The sequence below is a fragment of the Streptomyces sp. NPDC002619 genome, assembly GCF_042889305.1.
Taxonomy (GTDB): Bacteria; Actinomycetota; Actinomycetes; order Streptomycetales; family Streptomycetaceae; genus Streptomyces.
In genome coordinates this window covers 242,295-260,468 of the sequence record NZ_JBIAQV010000006.1, presented here as the reverse complement: position 1 = coordinate 260,468, position 18,174 = coordinate 242,295, and the positions used below count along the sequence as shown (strand labels likewise).

Below are 18,174 nucleotides of genomic sequence, written 5' to 3'. Positions count from 1 at the left end.
GGGAACGGGTCGAGGAGGCGGGCCAGGTCCGGTCGCCAACCATGACCTGCTGGCCAACATGGTCACGCCCAGGCGTTCAACACCGCCGCGGCACTCACCGCGCTGGTGCCCGCCGCTGCCGTCACCGAGCGGAACCGCACCTACCTGGAGATCAAGCACCTGTGCGGGCGAACTCTCCGACATGGTGTTTGGGCTGCGGCCGGGCACGGAAGGCGACCGGCGCCCGCCGCGCGGCGACTCAGGACGGTGGTCCGAGGACGACTGAACGCCGGATGTCCCGCCGCTAGGGCCGCGACGCCGCCCGGGTCTCCTCGTGGGCGTGCGGGTACTCCGCGGTGCGGTGCTGGAAGGCGAGCACCTTGAGGTTCTGGACGACGCCCCGGCGGATCTCGATGGCGCGCCGGATCGTGTCGTCGGCGTCCCAGCCGTCGGGGCCCTGAAGCACGGCGTCCAGATACGGCAGGAGGGCCTCGCTGTTCTCCCAGGTCGCGGAGTTCCACAGGTAGGAGGGGCTGTGGTCCACCCCGTAGTACCTGACGTGGTTGCCGACGGTGAACATCGGGTCGGTGAAGGTGGTGGGCCGGGCCCAGTCGAAGCCCATGCCCTCGTCGCAGGAGACGTCGATGACCAGGGTGCCGGGGGCCAGCTTGGGCAGGTCCTCGTCTATCAGGAACATCAGCGGCGCGTCGGTGTCCTGCAGCACGCAGTTGACGATGATGTTGTGCCCGGCGAGGAACTCGGCCAGCGGCAGCGGGCCGTCCTCGGTGAGGGCAACACTGCGTCGTGGGTTGAGGGTGTCGTCGGCCTTGTCGTGGTCGAAGTGGACGATCCGCGCGGAGTGGATGGGGGAGCTGACGGCGGTGACGCCACGCGCGGTGAGCACGTCGACGTCGTGCACGCCCAGGGCGCTGAGCGCGGTCACTGCGCCGCGGGCGGTCGCGCCGAAGCCGATGACGACTGCGCGCTGCCGCCGCCCGTAGTCGCCTGTCACGCCGGTCAGCTGCATGGCGTGCAGGACCGAGGAGTACCCGGCCAGCTCGTTGTTCTTGTGGAAGACATGCAGGTTGAAGGCGCCGCTGCGGGTCCAGTGGTTCATCGCCTCGAAGGCGATCAGGGTCAGCCGCCGGTCGATGGCGGTCTGGGTGACCTTCTTGTCCTGGACACAGTGCGGCCAGCCCCACAAAACCTGGCCCTCGCGCAGTTCCGCCAGGTCTTCGTGGAGCGGTTTGGCCAGCAGGATGACATCGCAGCCGGCGATGAGTTCCTCGCGCGTGCGGAAGCCCGCGACGAGCGGGGCGAGCTGGCTGTCTGGGACGCCGAAATACTCTCCGTAGTTTTCCTGGAGGTAGATGCGCTTGCGGAGACCGGCGTTGATGCGGTCGAAATGAGCGGGGTGAACGGGCAGACGATGCTCGTTTTCCTTGCGGGTCTGCGACATGATTCCGAGCGTGAGCTGCTGCAAAATGCCCCTTTGGTTGCTCCCTGTTTAGCACACCGGGGCAGTCCGGCAGCCGGTCGCGACGGGCGGGGCCAGGGGCGGGCGCACGGGCGGGAGCAGGGTCCGGGCGACTCCGCGTGGCCCCGGGCACTTCCGGGCGGCGGCATCGGTCTCTGCGCGATCGGGTCGCACAGTACTGGTCAGCTCTGTCGGGTGCGGCCTTGGTCGACGCCCGCGGGCCTGAACGGTGCTGCGCCCCGAGGACAAGCAGCAAGTGCCGCCGAATCGCCCTACCCGCCCGCCGCCCTCGCCGAGATCGTCCGGATCTACGGGCTGCGGAACACCTGGTTCGCTCCGCCCCCGCCCACTCCGGCCAACCCGCCACCCGGTCCTGACGCAATGCCAGGCCCGTTAGAGGACGTTATGAGGCTTGATATCCGTTACGGGATTGGCGTTGGCTAAGGCTTACTGCTCGTGGGGTTCGGTGCGCGGTTACGGACGGGGCTGGGCGAACAGGCCGGGCTCGATCTCCGTGAGGATGCCGCGGCTGACCAGGCGTTTGAGCTTGGAGCGGATGCCTTCGGTGTGCTTGGGCAGCAGGGGCAGGTCGAGGGCGAGGCACAGGTCGCGGGCTCGCAGCGGGTCGTCGCTGTCGGCGAAGGCGGTCATGATCTGCTGGTAGGCGGGGTGTTCCGGCAGCTCGGGGACCGGTGAACTGCCCCTGGTCTGCCCGGTGTCGGATTCGTCAGCGAAGGGCGAGGATCGTCTTGCGGGTGATCCGTAGGTGTTCGAGGTGCTCGTCGAGTTCACCGAGTCGCGCGGTGAGCTCCTCGATCTGTGCCCGCACCCGCTCGGCCTGGTCGGTCATGGCCTGCTCGCGGGCGTCGAGCCGTTCCAGGAGCGGCTTCACGGCGTCGGCACCGGTCATGTGTCCCGCCAGGTCGGGGCGGTGGTGCCGGTCAGCCGACGCGTCATCACGTCGGTCATCGCCCAGTACACGCGGGACTCCGCGCTCTTGGGGCGGTGGTCGTATTCGCGTACGAGGCGCCGGTACATCATCAAGATCCCGTAGGCGCGTCGGCGTCTGTCGTTACCTGTCGTCGCTGGCCACCCTCGGACGGCCCACAGACGGCCCAACGCATGCTGTGCCCTGCTGACGTACGGCCATTGAGAGAGGTCCACGGCTGATCGCCGGGGGCCTCTCTCCTAATGTTGGCCCACGCATCGCCCACGACCACCTGATCCGTAGGCGCGTGCAGCACCATCACGAACGGCTCGCCTGCTGGAATCTGTTGGCTCGTCCACCGATTACGGGCGTGCCACCGTGCGCAGTTGTACGCCTCTGTTGATGTCAGCTACTGATGTCACGCAACATGCCTTGGAACTGCGGCTTCGCTCGTGAATCCGTGACCTGCCGGATGGGCCGGACGCTAGGAGCGTGTCTCAGTGACCGGGGACAGGCCGAGCACCTCGTCGACCAGCTCGGCGACGCCCAGCGCGCATGCCGGGATCATCCCATGCTGTGCTGTCTCAGCCAGGCGAGTACTTCCTCGGGGTGCCGGTCGGGCGGGAAGACCGGGTAAAAAAAGTGTGCTCGATCACTCCGTTGCTGATCACGAGCGTGAACCGGCGCAGCCGGGTCTGTCCGGCGGCTTCGAAGGTGGGCAGACGAAGAGCCCTGATGAGTTCCAGGGCCGCATCGCTGAGCAACGAGTAGGGCAGGTGGAGCCGCTGAACGGCTTCCTGCTGGTAACCGGTGTCCTGGGTGGACAGTCCGGTGGTTGCCTCGGCGGTGGCGCCGCCATCGGAGTCCCGCGATTGCTCTGGGCTTGGGCCGTGCTGGTTATGCCGCACGGCGGTGTCAGCTGAGCGGGTTGGCCGCATCACGCAGGGTGGCCAGGACCGAGCCGTACATGCGCGCCTTGATGGTGCCGAGGGTGTCGCCGGCCTTGCTGAGCTGTGTCTCGGCGATCTTTATGGCCGTGGAACGCACGGCGTCCTCGTCCACCGCCCGGTCGACGATGCCGACGTCCTCAGCGTCCGACCCACCGTAGCGGCGGGCGGTGACCATGGCCTCGTGCGCGGTCTGCGGCGCCAGCCGGGACCGGATCAGGGCGGACATGCCGGGCGTGAAGGGGATGTTGATGTCGGCCTCGGGCAGACACCAGAAGCCGCGGTCCGCGCGCATGACACGGAAGTCGTGCGCGAGGGAGAACATCGCGCCGGCGGCGAAGGTGTGCCCCTGCAGGGCCGCCACGGTGATCACCGGCAGGGACAGCATGCGGGCGAAGAGCTCATGGACGGAGCTGCGGTAGCTCTCCTCCTGGTCGGCGTGGGCGCCCAGCCACTCCAGGTCAAGGCCGTTGGAGTAGAACTTGCCCGTCGCGGCGGTCACGAGGGCACGCGGCCCTTTTGCCTTCTCCACCTCATTCAGGGCGGTGTTGACAGACGCGATCCAGTCGGGGTGGAAGCGGTTCTCACCATCTCCGAGATCGAGCACGAAGACGTTGTCCTGGCGATCAAGGGTAGGCATGTGCGCTCCTGGAGGTTGTGCCAACCTCATGTCTAGGTCGGACCTTGATGAATCAAGTCTGTGTGCTTCCGACGCGGAACGGAATTATCGATTCGCCCATATCAGTGTGACCGCAGCGGTCAAACGCATATCCGTCGATCAATTTCCGCTTGCGGTGAAGCAGTGGCCGCCCACGCTTGACGCCTGCCGGCAGGCACATTTCAAAAGTGGATTAAATCGCCGTTTGATCGTTGCGCCAGCACTCACGTGAGGTCGGCGGAGCGGGATTGGCCGGTGGCCTGCCCACTCTGGGGTCGAGCATGATCAGGGGGCCGTACGCTAGTTGGCAACTCGGGCAGACTGTGGACCTGACTTTGGACCTGCCCGCAATGTGCACGAGTGGCCCCCTGGTCTTGCTTGACGCGGGACCCGGACCGGGGAGGTGGCTAAAGCCGTGGAGCCGACCAGCCTCAGCCTCAGCGGGATTTCTCTGCTCCGCCCGCTGCACGTAGCGCGCCGCCGGGCGCGGGCAGCCGGGGCGGAGACAGAGGCAGGCCGCGCCGCAGAGGCGGCGCGCGCCCGCGCCGTGCGCGCGCCTTGATCAGGTAGGGGAAGTTTCGCGTCCTGCGTTTCACGCCTCGTGAGGCAGAGCAGAGTCGCGATACCTGCTGCAGCGGATGCCAGGATCGTGAAAATCATCAACCACGCGGGCACGCGCCGGTGCAGCTAGCGGGTCATCACGGCACGGAGCGCGTGCATCGATATGCGGGACGCAGTGCTGCGCCGGGGTCCGGAGGTGAGGGCGCGCAACAGCTCCTCTGGGGTTGGTCGTTCGTCGGGGGCCTTCCGCAGGCAAGCGGCGACGAGTTACACCACGTCCTGGGACTTGACTGCCGTCTTTGCCGCCGACGGCGAACGTCTCACGATCCGTCACGACGCGGGCGAAGGCCCAGCGCCGCACATCGCCGGAACACTAATCGCGATTCGAGCCGTCCCAGTCGAGTCGGCCTGACGCTCGGCCTCGATCAGCTGCTGAACTAAGAGCCTGTTGAAGGACTTGGTTATCCGGCTCGACGTTGTGGTATCTGCCGATGATGGTGGCGCTGTTGGCGGGCCAGTCGTCGGGTCATGATGATGACCATCGACCACTGGACCATGGCGGCGTGATGTTCGGGGAGGCGTTCGTAGTCGCGGGTGGTGCGTCTGCATCGGTTGATCCAGGTTTACGGTGCCGCTTTGGCGACGGTGATAGCCGTCGGGCAGGCAGCGTCCTGGTGGCTGAACCCGGATCCACCGGTGAGGTGCGCTCGTTCGCCGGTCGTAGGGCCGGAATGCCCTGCTGTGCAAGGACAATCGGTGTTGTCGAAGCAACGATTGGCCGCGCTCAGGAGGGCACCCGGTAGATGTGCAAGTCTCGCACGTTGTTTCTGCTCGTTTCGATGACCCGAACCTGCTGTCGTGTGCGGGGTTGGCGCCGGTGATGTCCAGGGCGATTGCAAAGTCTCATGATCTTGGATCGGCCCAGGTCAGTTGAGGCCGAGGAGGGTCAGCGGTCGCTCGTAGGGCTGGAGTGCCATCCTGCGGAGGCCGGCGGCGATGTTGGCGTGTCCGGCTTGGCGGAGTTGGTTGATGGCGAAGCTGCGGAGGGTGGCCATGTTCTCCGGTCCGTGTCCGGTGCGGATCTTGGAGGCGTCCTCGCGTAAGGCTGTGTCCTCGCCGTGGCTTTCTCCCAGGGCAGCGTCCGCAGCCGCTCGTACAAATTTCTTCTGATTTTTCTTCACGGTGAACGCGTAGTGCGCCTTCTTGGTGTCGACGAGGAAGCGGGCGTGGTCGCGCTGGGTGTGGAGCGCGTCGGCTCCCCGCGCTGGACCGGGATACGGATGGTCCTCAGCCTCGCGGAGGCCGACCTCTCGCGCCTGGCCGCAGGAACCGCCGTGCGCGGGGGCGTCGGCGCCCCTGCATCAGGGCCGCCCGAGCGCAGCAGCTCCCGCCACTCCTCCGCGCTCCAGGTGACCGGCTCCGTCGTGGCGATGAAGTCCTCCAGTACGGCCAGGAACCGCTGCGGATCGGTGTGGAAGGGGAAGTGGCCCGCGCCCTCGAAAACCTCCAGGCGGCTGCCGGGCATCGCCGCGTGCGCCACCTCGGCGTGCCGGGCGGGGACCACCTGGTCGCGCGAGCCCCAGACCAGCAGGGTCGGCATGCCGGCAGTCAGATAGCAGCGGTCGAGCATGGTCACCACCTGGCCGCGCCAGTCGACCACTGCGCGCAGCGTGCGGATGAACGCATCGCGCGAGGCGGCATCGGGCAGCGCGTCCACCAGCCGCAGCAGATCCGGGGCGTCCTGGCCGAGCCCGGTATCGAGCAGTTTCAGCAGCTGGATCGCTATGGCGGTCTGCGTCCGCACCGTCGGAAGCCGCAGCGAGGACAGGACCAGATGGGCTCCGGGCAGCGAGGCCGCGCGCAACGCCGGGGTGACGCCGCGGCCCACCCCGCCGGTACTCACCAGTGCCAGCCGCTCGGTGCGCTCGGGGAACTGGTAGGCGAACTGCATGGCCACCCCGCCGCCCAGGGAGTGCCCGACGAGCGTCACCTTGTCGATGTCCAGCACTGACAGCAGGTCCCGCATCCCGTTGGCATAGGCGGGCACCGAGTAGTCGCCGCGGGGTTTGTCGGAGGACCCGTGGCCCAGCAGGTCGGGAGCGATCACCGTGTAGTGGCGAGCCAGCTCGGGAATCAGATCGGCCCAGGTGTCGGACGAGTCACCGATGCCATGGATCAGCAGCACGGCCGGGCCCTTGCCGGCCATGCGGAACGCCCAGCGGTGGCCGTGCACGACCCGGTACTGGCGCGGGATGGACTTATGGATCACACGCAGCTGCGCGCACTCGCCAGGCTGTGGGGGGATGCTCGCCACAGTGACTCCTCTCCAGGGGCGCACGCGCCCTCGGCGACTCGCCGGTTAACGCGCTCGTAACCTCATGCGCGCTGGAGAAATCTAAATCGACAAGTCGATTTGTTGGAATTGGCTACATCACACCCCGCCTCGGCCAGATCCGCCCCGGAGACATCGGAGTACCGTCGCGACCTGCACTTCTGGGCGCGAGTGCGGCTCATCACAAGACGACTCATGTGGCATACGGCACAGAAGCGCACGCGCCGCCGCTCAGGCGTCGGTGCCCTTCGGGCTCACGGAGCCGCCACCTCACTGTGACAGGTGACGCGCCGGGGATGCGGGTGCCCGAAGCCCGACTTGAACCATCTCCCGGGATCTACCCGCATCCTCCCGCGTCGGTGCCCCCGTGGGGCACACGCGGGGGCACCGACGCCCGGACAGACGGTAGGCCCGGCAGCCTGCTGCTGGGCCTACCGTGCGATCACACCAGCAAGGACGATCGCAAGAACGCGGAGGAAGAGATACGGTCCGGCTGATGGAGACACAGGAACCACTGCCCTGATGACTACCAGCCAGTAGTGGCCTCGTCACGCGGAAGATCTGCTCACCGCCCACAAAGGTGATCCGGCAAAACCGCAGTTCATTCAAGGCCAATTGGCCACGGTCGCGGGGAACCTACACCCCTCAGCGGGGCATGAATCCGGGCTTCTGCTCAGCGAGCGAGTGGAGGCGGTTGAGGTAGTCCTGCGCCGCAGGTTCTGTGGCGTAGCGCCGCCGCATCTCGGCAGCGAGTTCACGGCTGGTCATGATGAGCGACGGCACCGACTGCCGGTCTCCTTCGAGGGCATGTTCCCCCCATCGTGAGCGCCTGCTCCAGGTCGCCCTCACGTGCCGTCGCGACTCCGAGCGTGACCCGCGCTTCCGCATTGTGCATCGCCGAGCGCTCGGTGCCGTCGAAGTCTGTTCCTGCCCTCAGTACCTCTGCCACTGCCTTGAGACCGCCCACCTGTCGCGTAGCGTCGCGGTGTGTTGGCACTTTTCGACCTCGTTAAGGGAGCACTGAGACTGCGCTCAGATAGGTACCGTGCGGGGCATGACGAACGACGGGATCCGACCGGCCGTCGCCGCAGACGTACCGGCCGTGAAGACGGTGACCGACGCGGCGTACCGCCCCTACATCGCGCGCATCGGGGTGGTGCCGCGGCCCATGGAGGCCGACCACACGGCGAACGTGGCCGCGGGGAAGGTGTTCGTCACCGGGGAGCCCGTGATCGGTCTCGTGGTGATCGGGGCGCGCGCCGATCATCTCTTCCTGGACAGCATCGCCGTCCACCCCGACGCGCACGGCAGGGGCGTCGGGGGACGGCTGCTGCGGTTCGTGGACGCACGCGCGCGTGAGCTCGGGCTGACCGAGGTCAGGCTCTACACCAACGCGTTGATGTGGGAGAACCAGAAGATCTATCCGAAGTACGGATACGAGGTGCTGGAACGCCGCGTGGACGGCCCCTACGACCGCATCCACTACCGCAAGAGGCTGGACTGAGGGACCGGACGCGCGTCGGATCAGCCGTCAGGCCACCAGGTGCGTGCGATGTCCTTGCGCACCTCGGGGCGCTCGGCGAGCCGTTCGTCGGTCTCCTCGCGGAGTCGGCGGGCCGTCGTCTTCTTCAGGTTCTTCAGCGGCTTCTGCACGGTCGAGCGGCGCATGGCTGCCTCCTTCAGGGCCACCGAGTTCCGTGGTCAACGGTTCCCACGGAGGTAGACCCTTTTGGGGAGGGTCACTCATCGGCGCCGCCCTGTCAGTGGCGGCTGTCACGATTCGACTGTCAGTGGCGGGTGTCACTCTTGGCACCATGACCTACGAGAGTGACCGTACGACCGCGCCGGGTGTCGACTGGGACGCCGAGGCCGCCGCCTTCGACGACGAACCGGACCACGGTCTGCGCGACCCCGAAGTGCGCGCCGCCTGGGCGGCCAGACTCCGTACCTGGCTGCCCGAACACCCCTCCGATGTCCTCGACCTCGGCTGCGGCACCGGCAGCCTGTCGCTCCTTGCCGCCGAGTGCGGACACCGCGTCACCGGCGTCGACCTGTCCCCGGCGATGGTGGAGCGGGCCCGCGCCAAGCTCGCCGGGCGTGACGCGGCGTTCCTGGTCGGTGACGCGGCGGCGCCGCCGGTGGGGGAGGAGCGCTACGACGTCGTGCTGGTACGACACGTGCTGTGGACGCTGCCCGACCCCGCCCGTGTCCTGCGGCACTGGTGGGGCCTGCTGCGGCCGGGAGGCCGGCTCGTGCTGGTCGAGGGCGTGTGGGGGACGGTCAGCCCGGTCGGCGTACCGGCCGACCGGCTCACCGCGCTCCTGGAGCCGCTCGCCGGGCACGTGCGCGTGGAGCGGCTGTCGGACGAGGCGCTGCTGTGGGGGCGGGAGGTCGAGGACGAGCGGTACGCGGTGGTCGCGACCGTGTGAGTCCGGCTTCCGTTCAGACCAGCAGGTCGTCGAAGCCTCCGTCGCGGGCCAGTGCCTCCAGCTCGTTGAGCGCGACCTCGGCGGCGGCCGCGGCCTCGGGGTCCGACTCCCTGAGGCCGCTCTCCTCGAACTCGTCCTCGTCCAGCCGCCGTACGTCCGTGCCGTCGGCGGAGCGCCACAGGTCCAGGTCGAGATCCTCGACGACCAGCTCCGTGCCGGAGAAGGTCGCCGGGCGGGCGACGTCGCAGTACCACCCCTTGAGACTGCCTGCGGGATCGCGGACCTCCATCACCGCGTACCAGCGATCCCGCCAGTAGTACTCGGTGAAGACGTCACCGGGCTCGAAGCGTACGAACCCGAAATCCCGGACGGTGCCACCGGCGAAGGCGGCGCGCACGACGATCCTGGTGCCGTCGTCCTGGAGCAGCTCGGCCGGATAACGGATCTTCGTACGGCCGCCTTTCACCAGGACCACGTCCACCTGGCGGGCTTCGTCAGCCGAGTTCGCGGGCATAGCGCACCTCCGTCGCGCAGATCTCGTACCCGAACCACTTGTTGATCGCGAGCATCGGACCGTTGCCCGCGTCGTTGCCGGTGAACGCCTCGGTGCAGCCGGCGGCGCGGGCGCGGTGCAGGGAGTCGTTCTTGGCGAGCTTGGCCAGGCCGCGGCCGCGGAAGGCGCGGGCGGTGCCGGTCATGACGGTGCCGTAGCGGGCGCCGCCGTCGGTGCGGGCGGCGCTGAACGCGGCGGGGCGGCCGTCCACCACGGCGACCGACGTCAGTTCGTGGCTGAGGAGCGGATGCCGCCAGGTCTCCGCCAGCCAGGCCTCGTAGTCCGTGAACTCGTGGGCGATGTCACTCGGTTCGTCGGACATCGTCCCCGCGTCCAGCTCGAACAGCGGGCGCGGATCGTCCGCGAAGTCGGCGCCGGTCCGGAGTTCCACGTCCGGCGGGAGCGGTTCGCGCGGGGGCAGGGTGCCGTGTGCCAGGTCCAGGCGCAGGAAGTGTGCGCTGCGGCTCGCGAGGTAGCCGCGGCGCTCGGCGAACGCGCGGTTGTCGGGCTCGTCGAGGACCCAGGCGAACAGCTTCCGCGCGCCGTTCGCGGCCAGGTGCTCCTCGGCCACGGCCGTGAGCAGCGCGCCCGCACCGCGGCGCCTTGTCACCGGGTCCGTGTAGACGTTCACGTAGCCCTGGCCGGGCTGCGGGCTGTCGTACGCGAAGCCGACCTGGGCCGTGCCGATGATCTCACCGTCCTCCTCGGCGACGAGCAGGCGGGAATGGGCGTCCGGATGGGAGTGTGCGAGGTCGTAGGCGATGGAGTCGGCGGTGAACAGCATGAACGGGAGGGCGCGATGCCGGACGCGGGCGAAGCCCTCGACGTCGGCCCGGACTTCGGGACGCAGGTCCCGCACGATCACGGTCATGGGGCCGCACGCTATGCGGGATCCGGGCCGGGATGCCTCTCATTTTCCGGCGGGTGCGGGACAATCACCCCGTGACTTTGAAGATCCACATCGACGACAGCGCGCCGCCGTACGAGCAGGTGCGGGCCCAGATCTCCGAGCAGGCGCGGTCCGGGGGGCTGCCGGTGGGGTACCGGCTGCCGACCGTGCGGGGGCTCGCCGAGTCGCTGGGCCTGGCGGTGAACACGGTGGCCAAGGCGTACCGGGCGCTGGAGACGGACGGGGTGATCGAGACACGGGGGCGCAACGGAACGTTTGTGGCTGCCGCCGGCTCGGCCGCGGAGCGTGCGGCGGCTGTTGCTGCGCAGGCTTACGCCGAGAGGGTGCGGCGGCTGGGGTTGGACGAGGGGGAGGCGTTGGTGGCGGTTCGGGATGCCCTGCGGGCCGCTTATGGAGATGCCGTGACGTGAGTCAGCGCTGTGCCGTGAGTTCCGGAGTGCGCGTCACCGTCAAGCCGGCCCGTCTCGCCCTCCCCCCGAACGTCACCGCGTCCTCCACCGCCGCCCCGCCCGGGTCGTTGTTGAAGTACGCGTACACGTCCTCCCCGTCGGACCAGGTCGTCGCGATCCGGTCCACCCATGTGTCCAGGGACTGTCGGCCGTAGCGCGGCCACGGGTGGGCTCGGCCCTCGTGGAAGCGGACGTAGCCCCAGTCGGCCGTGCGCCACAGCGGGGTCACCGGGTGGGCCTGGACGTCCGCCCAGCACAGCGCCGCCCCCCGGGCCGTCAGGACCTCGCGGATCTCGCGTGTCCACCATGAGTCGTGCCGGGGTTCCACCGCGATTCGAGTGCCCGGCGGGAAGAAGGACAGGCACGTGTCGAGGAGGCCGGCGTCGGCGCGGAGAGTCGGGGGGAGTTGAAGGAGGACCGGGCCCAGGCGGTCGGCCAGGCCCGCCGCGTGGCTCATCAGGCGGTGCACCGGCTCCTCGGGGTCACGCAGGCGCTTGATGTGCGTGAGATAGCGGCTCGCCTTCACCGCGACCACGAAGTCCTGCGGCACACGCTCGCCCCACGCCTCGAAGTTCTCCCTCGTCGGCAGCCGGTAGAACGCGTTGTTGAGTTCCACCGTGGCGAAGCGTGCCGCGTACTCCTCCAGCCACAGCCGCATCGGACGGTCGGCCGGGTACAGCACGCCCCGCCAGTCCTTGTACTGCCACCCCGACGTCCCGACGAACAGGGTCATACGTCCATCAAAGCACTACAGGTAGAGCCCCGCGTCCGCCCCGTCCCGCGCCCCCGGCACCGACGTCGGTGACGTGCCCCGGCGCAGCGCGTACAGCTCCGCCAGCGTGGCCCCCTCGCGGCCCACACCCTCCTCGCTGCCGAGCCATGTCACCGCCTCCCGGCGGGTCAGCGGGCCGACCTCGATGCGGGCCAGGCAGCGGCCGGGGCGGACCACGGCGGGGTGGAGGCGCTCCAGGTCCTCGTTGGTGGTGACGCCGACCAGGACATTGCGGCCCTGGCCGAGCAGGCCGTCGGTGAGGTTCAGCAGCCGGGAGAGGGCCTGGCCTGCCGTGTGCTTGGCCTCGCCGCGGATCAGTTCGTCGCAGTCCTCGAGCAGGAGAAGCCGCCAGCGGCCCTTGCCGGTCGAGTCGTCCTCGCCGATCGCGATGTCCATGAGATAGCCGACGTCGCTGAACAGCCGCTCCGGGTCCAGGACGCAGTCCACCTGGCACCAGTCGCGCCAGGAGCGGGCCAGCGTGCGCAGGGCCGAGGTCTTGCCGGTGCCCGGTGGGCCGTGCAGGAGCAGCAGCCGGCCCGCGATGTCCTCGGGGGTCGTCTTCATCAGGCGGTCCATCGCCTGGGCCACCGGTGCCGTGTAGTTGGCCCGCACCTCGTCCCACGTACCCGCGGAGATCTGGCGGGTCGTGCGGTGCGGACCGCGCCTCGGGGAGACGTACCAGAAGCCCATCGTCACGTTCTCCGGCTGCGGCTCGGGCTCGTCCGCCGCGCCCTCGGTGGCCTGGTCGAGGACCTTCTTCGCCAGCTCGGCGCTGGTCGCGGTCACGGTGACGTCGGCGCCCCGGTTCCAGCGGGAGATCAGCATGGTCCAGCCGTCGCCCTCCGCGAGCGTCGCGCTGCGGTCGTCGTCACGGGCGATGCGCAGCACCCGGGCGCCCTGGGGCAGCAAGGTCGCGCCGGAGCGCACGCGGTCGATGTTCGCCGCGTGCGAGTACGGCTGTTCGCCCGTCGCGAAGCGGCCGAGGAACAGCGCGTCGACGACGTCGGACGGCGAGTCGGAGTCGTCGACGTTCAGCCGGATCGGCAGCGCGTCATGCGGGTTGGCAGACATGCCGCCATGATCCGTCACCGACGCGCTCCGCGCACAGCATTTCCGCCGGTTGTTCCCCTGTCCAAGACCTCCCTGCCGTACGAAAATCGCCGTTACTGTTGTCCTTGATGGGACGTCATGGGTGGAATTCGGGTGCTGGAGGCACACTGCGGTGGCGGCTCACCGCCCTGCTCGGTGTGGGCGTGGCCGCGCTGGCCCTGATGGTGACCCTGACCAACACGCTTTCGGGGGGCGGCGGGAGCACCGCGGGCACCTCGCGCGACGGCGACAAGGTGCACGGCACACCGGCCACCCCGCGAGGCCGTTCGCAGCCGTATGTGGGCTGGGGCTTCACCCACACCCAGTACAGCGCCGACGAGGGCAGCGGCGCGGCCACCGAGCGGGTCGAGCAGCGGCTGGCCGCGAGCCGCGGGCTGCCACAGAACCAGCACATCATGGGCTGGGGGGCCGACAACCCCGAGCCGGTGAAGGGGCGCTACGACTTCGGCGCCCTGGATCGGCGCATCGACTTCATGCGCGCGTCCGGCGCCACCCCGGTGATCTCCCTGTGCTGCTCCCCGGACTGGATGAAGGGCGGCAAGGCCGGCGTCGACAACACGGACTGGAGCCGGGCCGCCCTGGAGACCGCCCCCACTCCCGACCACTACCAGGACTTCGCGGACCTCGCCGCGACCGTTGCCAAGCGCTATCCGGACGTACGCCACTTCATCGTCTGGAACGAGTTCAAGGGCTTCTGGAACAACGCCGAGGCCCGCTGGGACTACGAGGGCTACACGAAGCTGTACAACCTCGTCTACCGGGCGTTGAAGAACGTGAACAAGGACATCATGGTCGGCGGGCCGTACCTGGTGATGGACAGCGTCGACCCGCGGCAGACGGAGAACGCCTCCACGACGTTCAAGGGCCCCTGGGGAGCGATGGACCAGCGGGTCCTCGACGCCTTCTCCTACTGGAACTCGCACAAAGTGGGCGCCGATTTCGTGGTCGTCGACGGCTCCAGCTACACCAACGACGACGAGACGCTGCCCAATGAGTTCGCGGCCACCGACAAGCTCACGGCCGTCAGCGAGTGGGTGCGGCGGCAGACCCGCGACCTGCCGCTGTGGTGGGCCGAGTACTACGTCGAGCCGGCCGACGGAAAGGACGAGCGCGAGGGCTGGTCCGAGCCCCACCATGTCGCCGTCCAGGCCGCCGGGATGATCGCCATGGCCAGGGGCGGCGCCGACTCCGGCTTCTACTGGAACCCGGAGAACGAGAAGGGCACCGACTGCGCCGGCTGTCTGTGGACGCCGACCGGCGGTGGCGGCGGGGGCGAGGAACTGCCCATGTACGGCCTGGTCTCCCGGTTCGGCAAGGCGTTCCCGCCGGGGACCGGGTACGAGACGGTGTCCGTCGCCGCGGACGACGTGCCCCACGTGCGGGTCCTGGCGAGCGACAGGATCGTCCTGGTGGTCAACACCCTCGACCGTTCGATCAGCGTGAACATCGACGGGAAGCGGTTCGACCTGCGGGCGTACGAGGTGAAGTGGCTCACCAGGTGAGCCACTTCGAACCTCACCGACCTCACTTCATCGTCAGGAACCGTTGCACCGGGGAGGCGAGCAACACCGCCAGCAGGGGCAGCGAGAACCAGAACCTGCCCTGCAGCCATCGCAGTTGACGCACGCCGGGCCGTACCGCGACCCGGACCATCTCGCGGGCGGTGAGCAGCAGGATCAGCACGAGTGCCGCGAGACCGCCGACCACCGACCACGGCGTCCAGGTCACCTGCGGCCCGATCGGTCCGGGATTCGGCTCGGCACCGGCCCGGCGGGCTGGTCGCGCATCGCGTACATCGTGACGTCGTCGTTGGCCAGGACCTTCGTCAACCCCTTTCGGCTGTCCAGGTTCTGGACCAACCGGGACGGCCAGGCCGCCGAGTAGCCCACGTCCATCCGGAGGTAGGTGACCTGACTCTTGTTGATCATCAGATACGAGTTCGGGCCCGCGTCCTTGAGCGCCTTGACCAGGCCGGACACCAGCACCGGCTCGGTCGGCGCCAGAGTGGGTACGTAGTCGACCTGCTCCATGTCCTTCGCGCCCCACGGCATCGCCGGCGTCACGTTGTTCACCGTGTCGTTGCTCAGCCACAGCAGCCGTACGGTCGGCTTGTCGTGGGCGTGCACGTAGTCCATCGCGGTGACCTCGCCGGGCCGGATCCGCTCGAACGGCTCGTTGCCCCACCGGGCCACCGGGAAACCGCCCATGAGCAGCAGCCCGGCCATCAGTGCGGCCACCGGGGCCAGGCTGATCCGGTCCTTGTCGCGCTCCTTGGCGGTGACGCCGACGCGCGGGAAGAGGGCGAGCGCGGCCAGCAGGGCGGCCCCGACCAGCGTCGGCAGCGGCAGCACCGAGATCAGGCCCAGGCCGCCCATCTCGTCCTGCCCCCTGAAGCCCCGGATGCCGGGCTTCAATGTGGCGCAGCGCCGCTGGGGGCGCCAAGACGCGGACCGGCCTCGCGCGGATGTGCGGCCAGCTGCGGGCGTGAAGAGGGAGTTGACGTTCCGTCAATAGGCATGGCATGAACACGTAATCAACGGACCGTCAAGGCCCGCGATCCATTTGGTTGATCGCTAAAAAGTTTTGGCATGGACACTTCCATTCAACGCGCGTAGTAGTCACCATGGTTGCCGCAGTGATCCTGCTAAAGGGAGGTTCCATGAGACGTTCCAGACTTACGGCTTATGTCATAGCAACCCTCCTCGCCGTCAGCGCGGCCCTTACCGGGGCGGCGGCGACTGCACAGGCCGCAACCGGCGGCTATGTGGCCCTCGGTGACTCCTACTCATCCGGCGTCGGCGCAGGCAGCTACATCGACTCCAGCGGCTCCTGCGACCGCAGCACCAAGGCGTACCCGTACCTCTGGAACGCCGCGCACGCCCCGTCCTCGTTCGCCTTCAACGCCTGCTCGGGCGCGGTGACGACGGACGTCATCAACAACCAGCTGGGCTCGCTCAGTTCCTCGACCGCCCTCGTCTCCCTCACCATCGGCGGCAACGACGCGGGCTTCGCCGACGTCATGACGACCTGTGTGACGAGCTCCGACAGCACGTGCATCTCCCGGATCAACACCGCGCGCAGCTACATCTCCAACACCCTGCCCGGCCGGCTGGACAGCGTGTACTCGGCGATCCGGTCCAAGGCGCCGAGCGCCCGCGTGGTCGTGCTCGGTTACCCCCGCTTCTACGAACTGTCGACGACCTGCATCGGTCTCTCCGACACCAAGCGCGCCGCGATCAACAGCGCGTCCGACCTGCTGAACAGCACGATCGCGGGCCGTGTCGCCGCCAGTGGCTTCGTCTTCGGTGACGTGCGCACCACGTTCACCGGCCACGAGATCTGCTCCGGCTCCTCCTGGCTGCACAGCGTCAACTGGCTGGACATCGGCGAGTCCTACCACCCGACCGCCACCGGTCACTCCAGCGGCTACCTGCCGGTGCTCAACAACAACGACTGAGTCTTCAGGGCGAGTTCGAAGGCGAAGCGGAGGCCCCGTCCGTCGGGGTCTCCGTCGGGGTCTCTGTCGTCGCGCAGGTCACCGAGAACGGAACCGTGTCCGAGGTCGTCCGCACGGGACTGCGCACCTCCACACTGACCGCGTTCTCGACCGTCCCGCCGGTGGAGTACGTCGTCACGGTCACCTTGTCCTGCTGCGACTTCCCGCCACCGGCCGGGAACGACAGCGTCTTCCATCCGGGATCGGAGACCGACCCGTCCCTGAGGACCCATCGGTACTCGACCCGCTCCGGCACCCGCCCCACGGTGAACGTCGCCGTGAATGCGGGTGCCTGCGCGTCCGGCGGCGGACACGTGCCGGAGTAATCCGTGTGCACGCCCGTCAGCGTGACGTGCACGGTCTGGGCCGCCTGGCTGCTGGCCTCGGTCGTGCCGGGGGCGGCAGGCTGGGAGGCGGTGTTCGACTCCGTGGTCTGCGACGCCGCGGGTGAACTCGCGCCGCCCGTCGCGCGGGTGCTGCCGTACGAGCCGCCGTCGCCCCTGCCGTTCTCGCGGTTGAGCAGCGCGTACGTCAGCCCGGCCAGCGCGAGCGCGACGGCGACCAGGCCCGCCACCAGGACCACCGCGGCCCTGCGGTTGCGCTCCTGCGGCGCCGTTTCCGGCGGCACAGCGGCCCGCGTCGGCAGCGGCAACGGCGGTGTCGGAGAGAGCTGTTGGGGCTGGGCCGCGACTGTCCGGGCGGTGTACGGCGACGACGCCAGCACGGTGCCGGCCCGCAAGGCACCGCCCGCCGCGACGAGCCGCAGGTCCCGCTCGGCCACGTCACCCCGCAGCCGCTCGGCCGGGTCCTTGCGCAACAGCCCCTCGATGACCGGCGCGAGCGGCCCCGCCCGCAGCGGCGGCGGCAACTCCTCGTCGACCACGGCACGCAGGGTGGAGAGCGGGGTGTCCTGACGGAACGGCGAGCTGCCCTCGACGGCCGCGTACAGCAGCACACCGAGGGACCACAGGTCGGACTCGGGACCGGGCGTACGCCCCAACGCCCGTTCCGGAGCGAGGAATTCGGGCGAGCCTATGACCTCGCCGGTCATGGTCAGCGCGGAGCTGCCCTCGACCGTCGCGATGCCGAAGTCCGTGAGCACCACCCGGCCGTCGTTCGCCATCAGCACGTTGCCCGGCTTCACGTCCCGGTGCAGCACCCCGGCCCCGTGCGCGGCGCGCAGCGCGGCCAGCACCTCGGCGCCGATGTGCGCGGCCCGCTGCGGGGACAGCGGACCCTCCGCCTCCAGCAGGTCGGCCAGCGACAGACCGCGGATCAACTCCATGACGATCCACGGCCGGCCGCCCTCCACCGCCACGTCGTACACCGTCACCACGTTCCGGTTCGAGACCCGGGCCGCCGCCCACGCCTCGCGCTCCAGGCGGGCGTACATCCGCTCGACCTCAGGTGCGGGCAGCCCGGCCGGGGCCCGCACCTCCTTGACCGCCACATCGCGTTGCAGCACCTCGTCACGGGCCCGCCACACGGTCCCCATGCCACCCTCGCCGAGCGGGGACAGGAGTCGATAGCGGCCCGCGATCACTCGTTCACTGCCCTGTTCTTCGGACACCGG

At 69.0% G+C, this 18,174-nt stretch carries 20 protein-coding genes and 1 pseudogene; 5 read left to right on the top strand and 16 right to left on the bottom strand.

The window, feature by feature from the left end; translation table 11 throughout:
• Positions 1 to 283 precede the first annotated feature (283 nt).
• From ACFYXB_RS13980 to ACFYXB_RS13940, 9 genes are all read right to left on the bottom strand, one after another.
• Positions 284 to 1,462 (bottom strand): N(5)-(carboxyethyl)ornithine synthase, encoded by a 1,179-nt coding sequence (locus ACFYXB_RS13980; protein WP_389581414.1) that lies wholly within the window; start codon positions 1,460 to 1,462, stop codon positions 284 to 286.
• A 468-nt stretch (positions 1,463 to 1,930) separates the two neighbouring features.
• The gene (locus tag ACFYXB_RS13975) at positions 1,931 to 2,107 is read right to left on the bottom strand and encodes a hypothetical protein (RefSeq protein ID WP_389581411.1); all 177 of its coding nucleotides are present in this window, start codon (positions 2,105 to 2,107) and stop codon (positions 1,931 to 1,933) included.
• A gap of 76 nt (positions 2,108 to 2,183) precedes the next feature.
• Entirely contained in the window at positions 2,184 to 2,366 is a 183-nt protein-coding gene (locus ACFYXB_RS13970) for a hypothetical protein (protein ID WP_389581408.1), read from the bottom strand.
• On the bottom strand, positions 2,363 to 2,497 hold the full coding sequence (locus tag ACFYXB_RS13965) for a hypothetical protein (RefSeq protein ID WP_389581406.1): 135 nt from the start codon (positions 2,495 to 2,497) through the stop codon (positions 2,363 to 2,365). The genes ACFYXB_RS13970 and ACFYXB_RS13965 overlap by 4 nt, the downstream gene beginning before the upstream one ends.
• Positions 2,498 to 2,968: 471 nt before the next feature.
• The gene (locus ACFYXB_RS13960; protein ID WP_389581403.1) at positions 2,969 to 3,292 is read right to left on the bottom strand and encodes a redoxin family protein; all 324 of its coding nucleotides are present in this window, start codon (positions 3,290 to 3,292) and stop codon (positions 2,969 to 2,971) included.
• Between the two features lie 7 nt (positions 3,293 to 3,299).
• Positions 3,300 to 3,971 (bottom strand): enoyl-CoA hydratase-related protein, encoded by a 672-nt coding sequence (locus tag ACFYXB_RS13955; RefSeq protein ID WP_389581401.1) that lies wholly within the window; start codon positions 3,969 to 3,971, stop codon positions 3,300 to 3,302.
• 1,505 nt (positions 3,972 to 5,476) lie between these two features.
• Positions 5,477 to 5,731 carry a hypothetical protein gene (locus tag ACFYXB_RS13950; protein WP_389581397.1) on the bottom strand — a complete coding sequence of 85 codons (255 nt, stop codon included), beginning with the start codon at positions 5,729 to 5,731 and terminating at the stop codon, positions 5,477 to 5,479.
• Positions 5,728 to 6,855 carry an alpha/beta fold hydrolase gene (locus tag ACFYXB_RS13945; protein ID WP_389581534.1) on the bottom strand — a complete coding sequence of 376 codons (1,128 nt, stop codon included), beginning with the start codon at positions 6,853 to 6,855 and terminating at the stop codon, positions 5,728 to 5,730. The genes ACFYXB_RS13950 and ACFYXB_RS13945 overlap by 4 nt, the downstream gene beginning before the upstream one ends.
• A 672-nt stretch (positions 6,856 to 7,527) precedes the next feature.
• Entirely contained in the window at positions 7,528 to 7,665 is a 138-nt protein-coding gene (locus ACFYXB_RS13940) for a hypothetical protein (protein ID WP_389581394.1), read from the bottom strand.
• Positions 7,666 to 7,936: 271 nt separating this feature from the next.
• Between ACFYXB_RS13940 and ACFYXB_RS13935 the strand changes: the two genes are divergently transcribed.
• Positions 7,937 to 8,386 (top strand): GNAT family N-acetyltransferase, encoded by a 450-nt coding sequence (locus ACFYXB_RS13935; protein ID WP_389581393.1) that lies wholly within the window; start codon positions 7,937 to 7,939, stop codon positions 8,384 to 8,386.
• 20 nt (positions 8,387 to 8,406) lie between these two features.
• On the opposite strand, the gene ACFYXB_RS13930 is transcribed toward ACFYXB_RS13935, so the two are convergent.
• Positions 8,407 to 8,550, bottom strand: coding sequence for a hypothetical protein (locus tag ACFYXB_RS13930; protein WP_389581390.1), 144 nt, complete (start codon positions 8,548 to 8,550; stop codon positions 8,407 to 8,409).
• A gap of 146 nt (positions 8,551 to 8,696) precedes the next feature.
• Between ACFYXB_RS13930 and ACFYXB_RS13925 the strand changes: the two genes are divergently transcribed.
• Positions 8,697 to 9,311 (top strand): class I SAM-dependent methyltransferase, encoded by a 615-nt coding sequence (locus tag ACFYXB_RS13925; RefSeq protein ID WP_351366943.1) that lies wholly within the window; start codon positions 8,697 to 8,699, stop codon positions 9,309 to 9,311.
• Positions 9,312 to 9,324: 13 nt separating this feature from the next.
• Here ACFYXB_RS13925 and ACFYXB_RS13920 read toward each other — a convergent pair whose 3' ends face one another.
• Complete coding sequence (locus tag ACFYXB_RS13920) at positions 9,325 to 9,825, bottom strand: DUF402 domain-containing protein (protein WP_389581388.1); 501 nt, start codon at positions 9,823 to 9,825, stop codon at positions 9,325 to 9,327.
• Positions 9,806 to 10,735, bottom strand: coding sequence for a GNAT family N-acetyltransferase (locus ACFYXB_RS13915; RefSeq protein WP_389581386.1), 930 nt, complete (start codon positions 10,733 to 10,735; stop codon positions 9,806 to 9,808). The genes ACFYXB_RS13920 and ACFYXB_RS13915 overlap by 20 nt, the downstream gene beginning before the upstream one ends.
• A gap of 71 nt (positions 10,736 to 10,806) precedes the next feature.
• Here ACFYXB_RS13915 and ACFYXB_RS13910 point away from each other — a divergent pair, with 71 nt between their 5' ends.
• Positions 10,807 to 11,184 (top strand): GntR family transcriptional regulator, encoded by a 378-nt coding sequence (locus tag ACFYXB_RS13910; protein ID WP_389581383.1) that lies wholly within the window; start codon positions 10,807 to 10,809, stop codon positions 11,182 to 11,184.
• 1 nt (position 11,185) lies between these two features.
• Here ACFYXB_RS13910 and ACFYXB_RS13905 read toward each other — a convergent pair whose 3' ends face one another.
• On the bottom strand, positions 11,186 to 11,956 hold the full coding sequence (locus ACFYXB_RS13905; protein ID WP_389581379.1) for a DUF72 domain-containing protein: 771 nt from the start codon (positions 11,954 to 11,956) through the stop codon (positions 11,186 to 11,188).
• 15 nt (positions 11,957 to 11,971) lie between these two features.
• Complete coding sequence (locus ACFYXB_RS13900; RefSeq protein ID WP_389581377.1) at positions 11,972 to 13,066, bottom strand: DUF5925 domain-containing protein; 1,095 nt, start codon at positions 13,064 to 13,066, stop codon at positions 11,972 to 11,974.
• Positions 13,067 to 13,173: 107 nt separating this feature from the next.
• On the opposite strand from ACFYXB_RS13900, the gene ACFYXB_RS13895 reads away from it, so the two are divergent.
• Positions 13,174 to 14,607 carry a xylan 1,4-beta-xylosidase gene (locus ACFYXB_RS13895; protein ID WP_389581374.1) on the top strand — a complete coding sequence of 478 codons (1,434 nt, stop codon included), beginning with the start codon at positions 13,174 to 13,176 and terminating at the stop codon, positions 14,605 to 14,607.
• Positions 14,608 to 14,629: 22 nt separating this feature from the next.
• Here ACFYXB_RS13895 and ACFYXB_RS13890 read toward each other — a convergent pair.
• A pseudogene (locus tag ACFYXB_RS13890) lies at positions 14,630 to 15,438 on the bottom strand (lipopolysaccharide biosynthesis protein); the annotation flags it as partial.
• Positions 15,439 to 15,764: 326 nt separating this feature from the next.
• On the opposite strand from ACFYXB_RS13890, the gene ACFYXB_RS13885 reads away from it, so the two are divergent.
• Entirely contained in the window at positions 15,765 to 16,562 is a 798-nt protein-coding gene (locus ACFYXB_RS13885; protein WP_389581371.1) for an SGNH/GDSL hydrolase family protein, read from the top strand.
• A gap of 4 nt (positions 16,563 to 16,566) precedes the next feature.
• Here ACFYXB_RS13885 and ACFYXB_RS13880 read toward each other — a convergent pair whose 3' ends face one another.
• Complete coding sequence (locus ACFYXB_RS13880; protein ID WP_389581368.1) at positions 16,567 to 18,171, bottom strand: serine/threonine-protein kinase; 1,605 nt, start codon at positions 18,169 to 18,171, stop codon at positions 16,567 to 16,569.
• Positions 18,172 to 18,174: the final 3 nt, after the last annotated feature.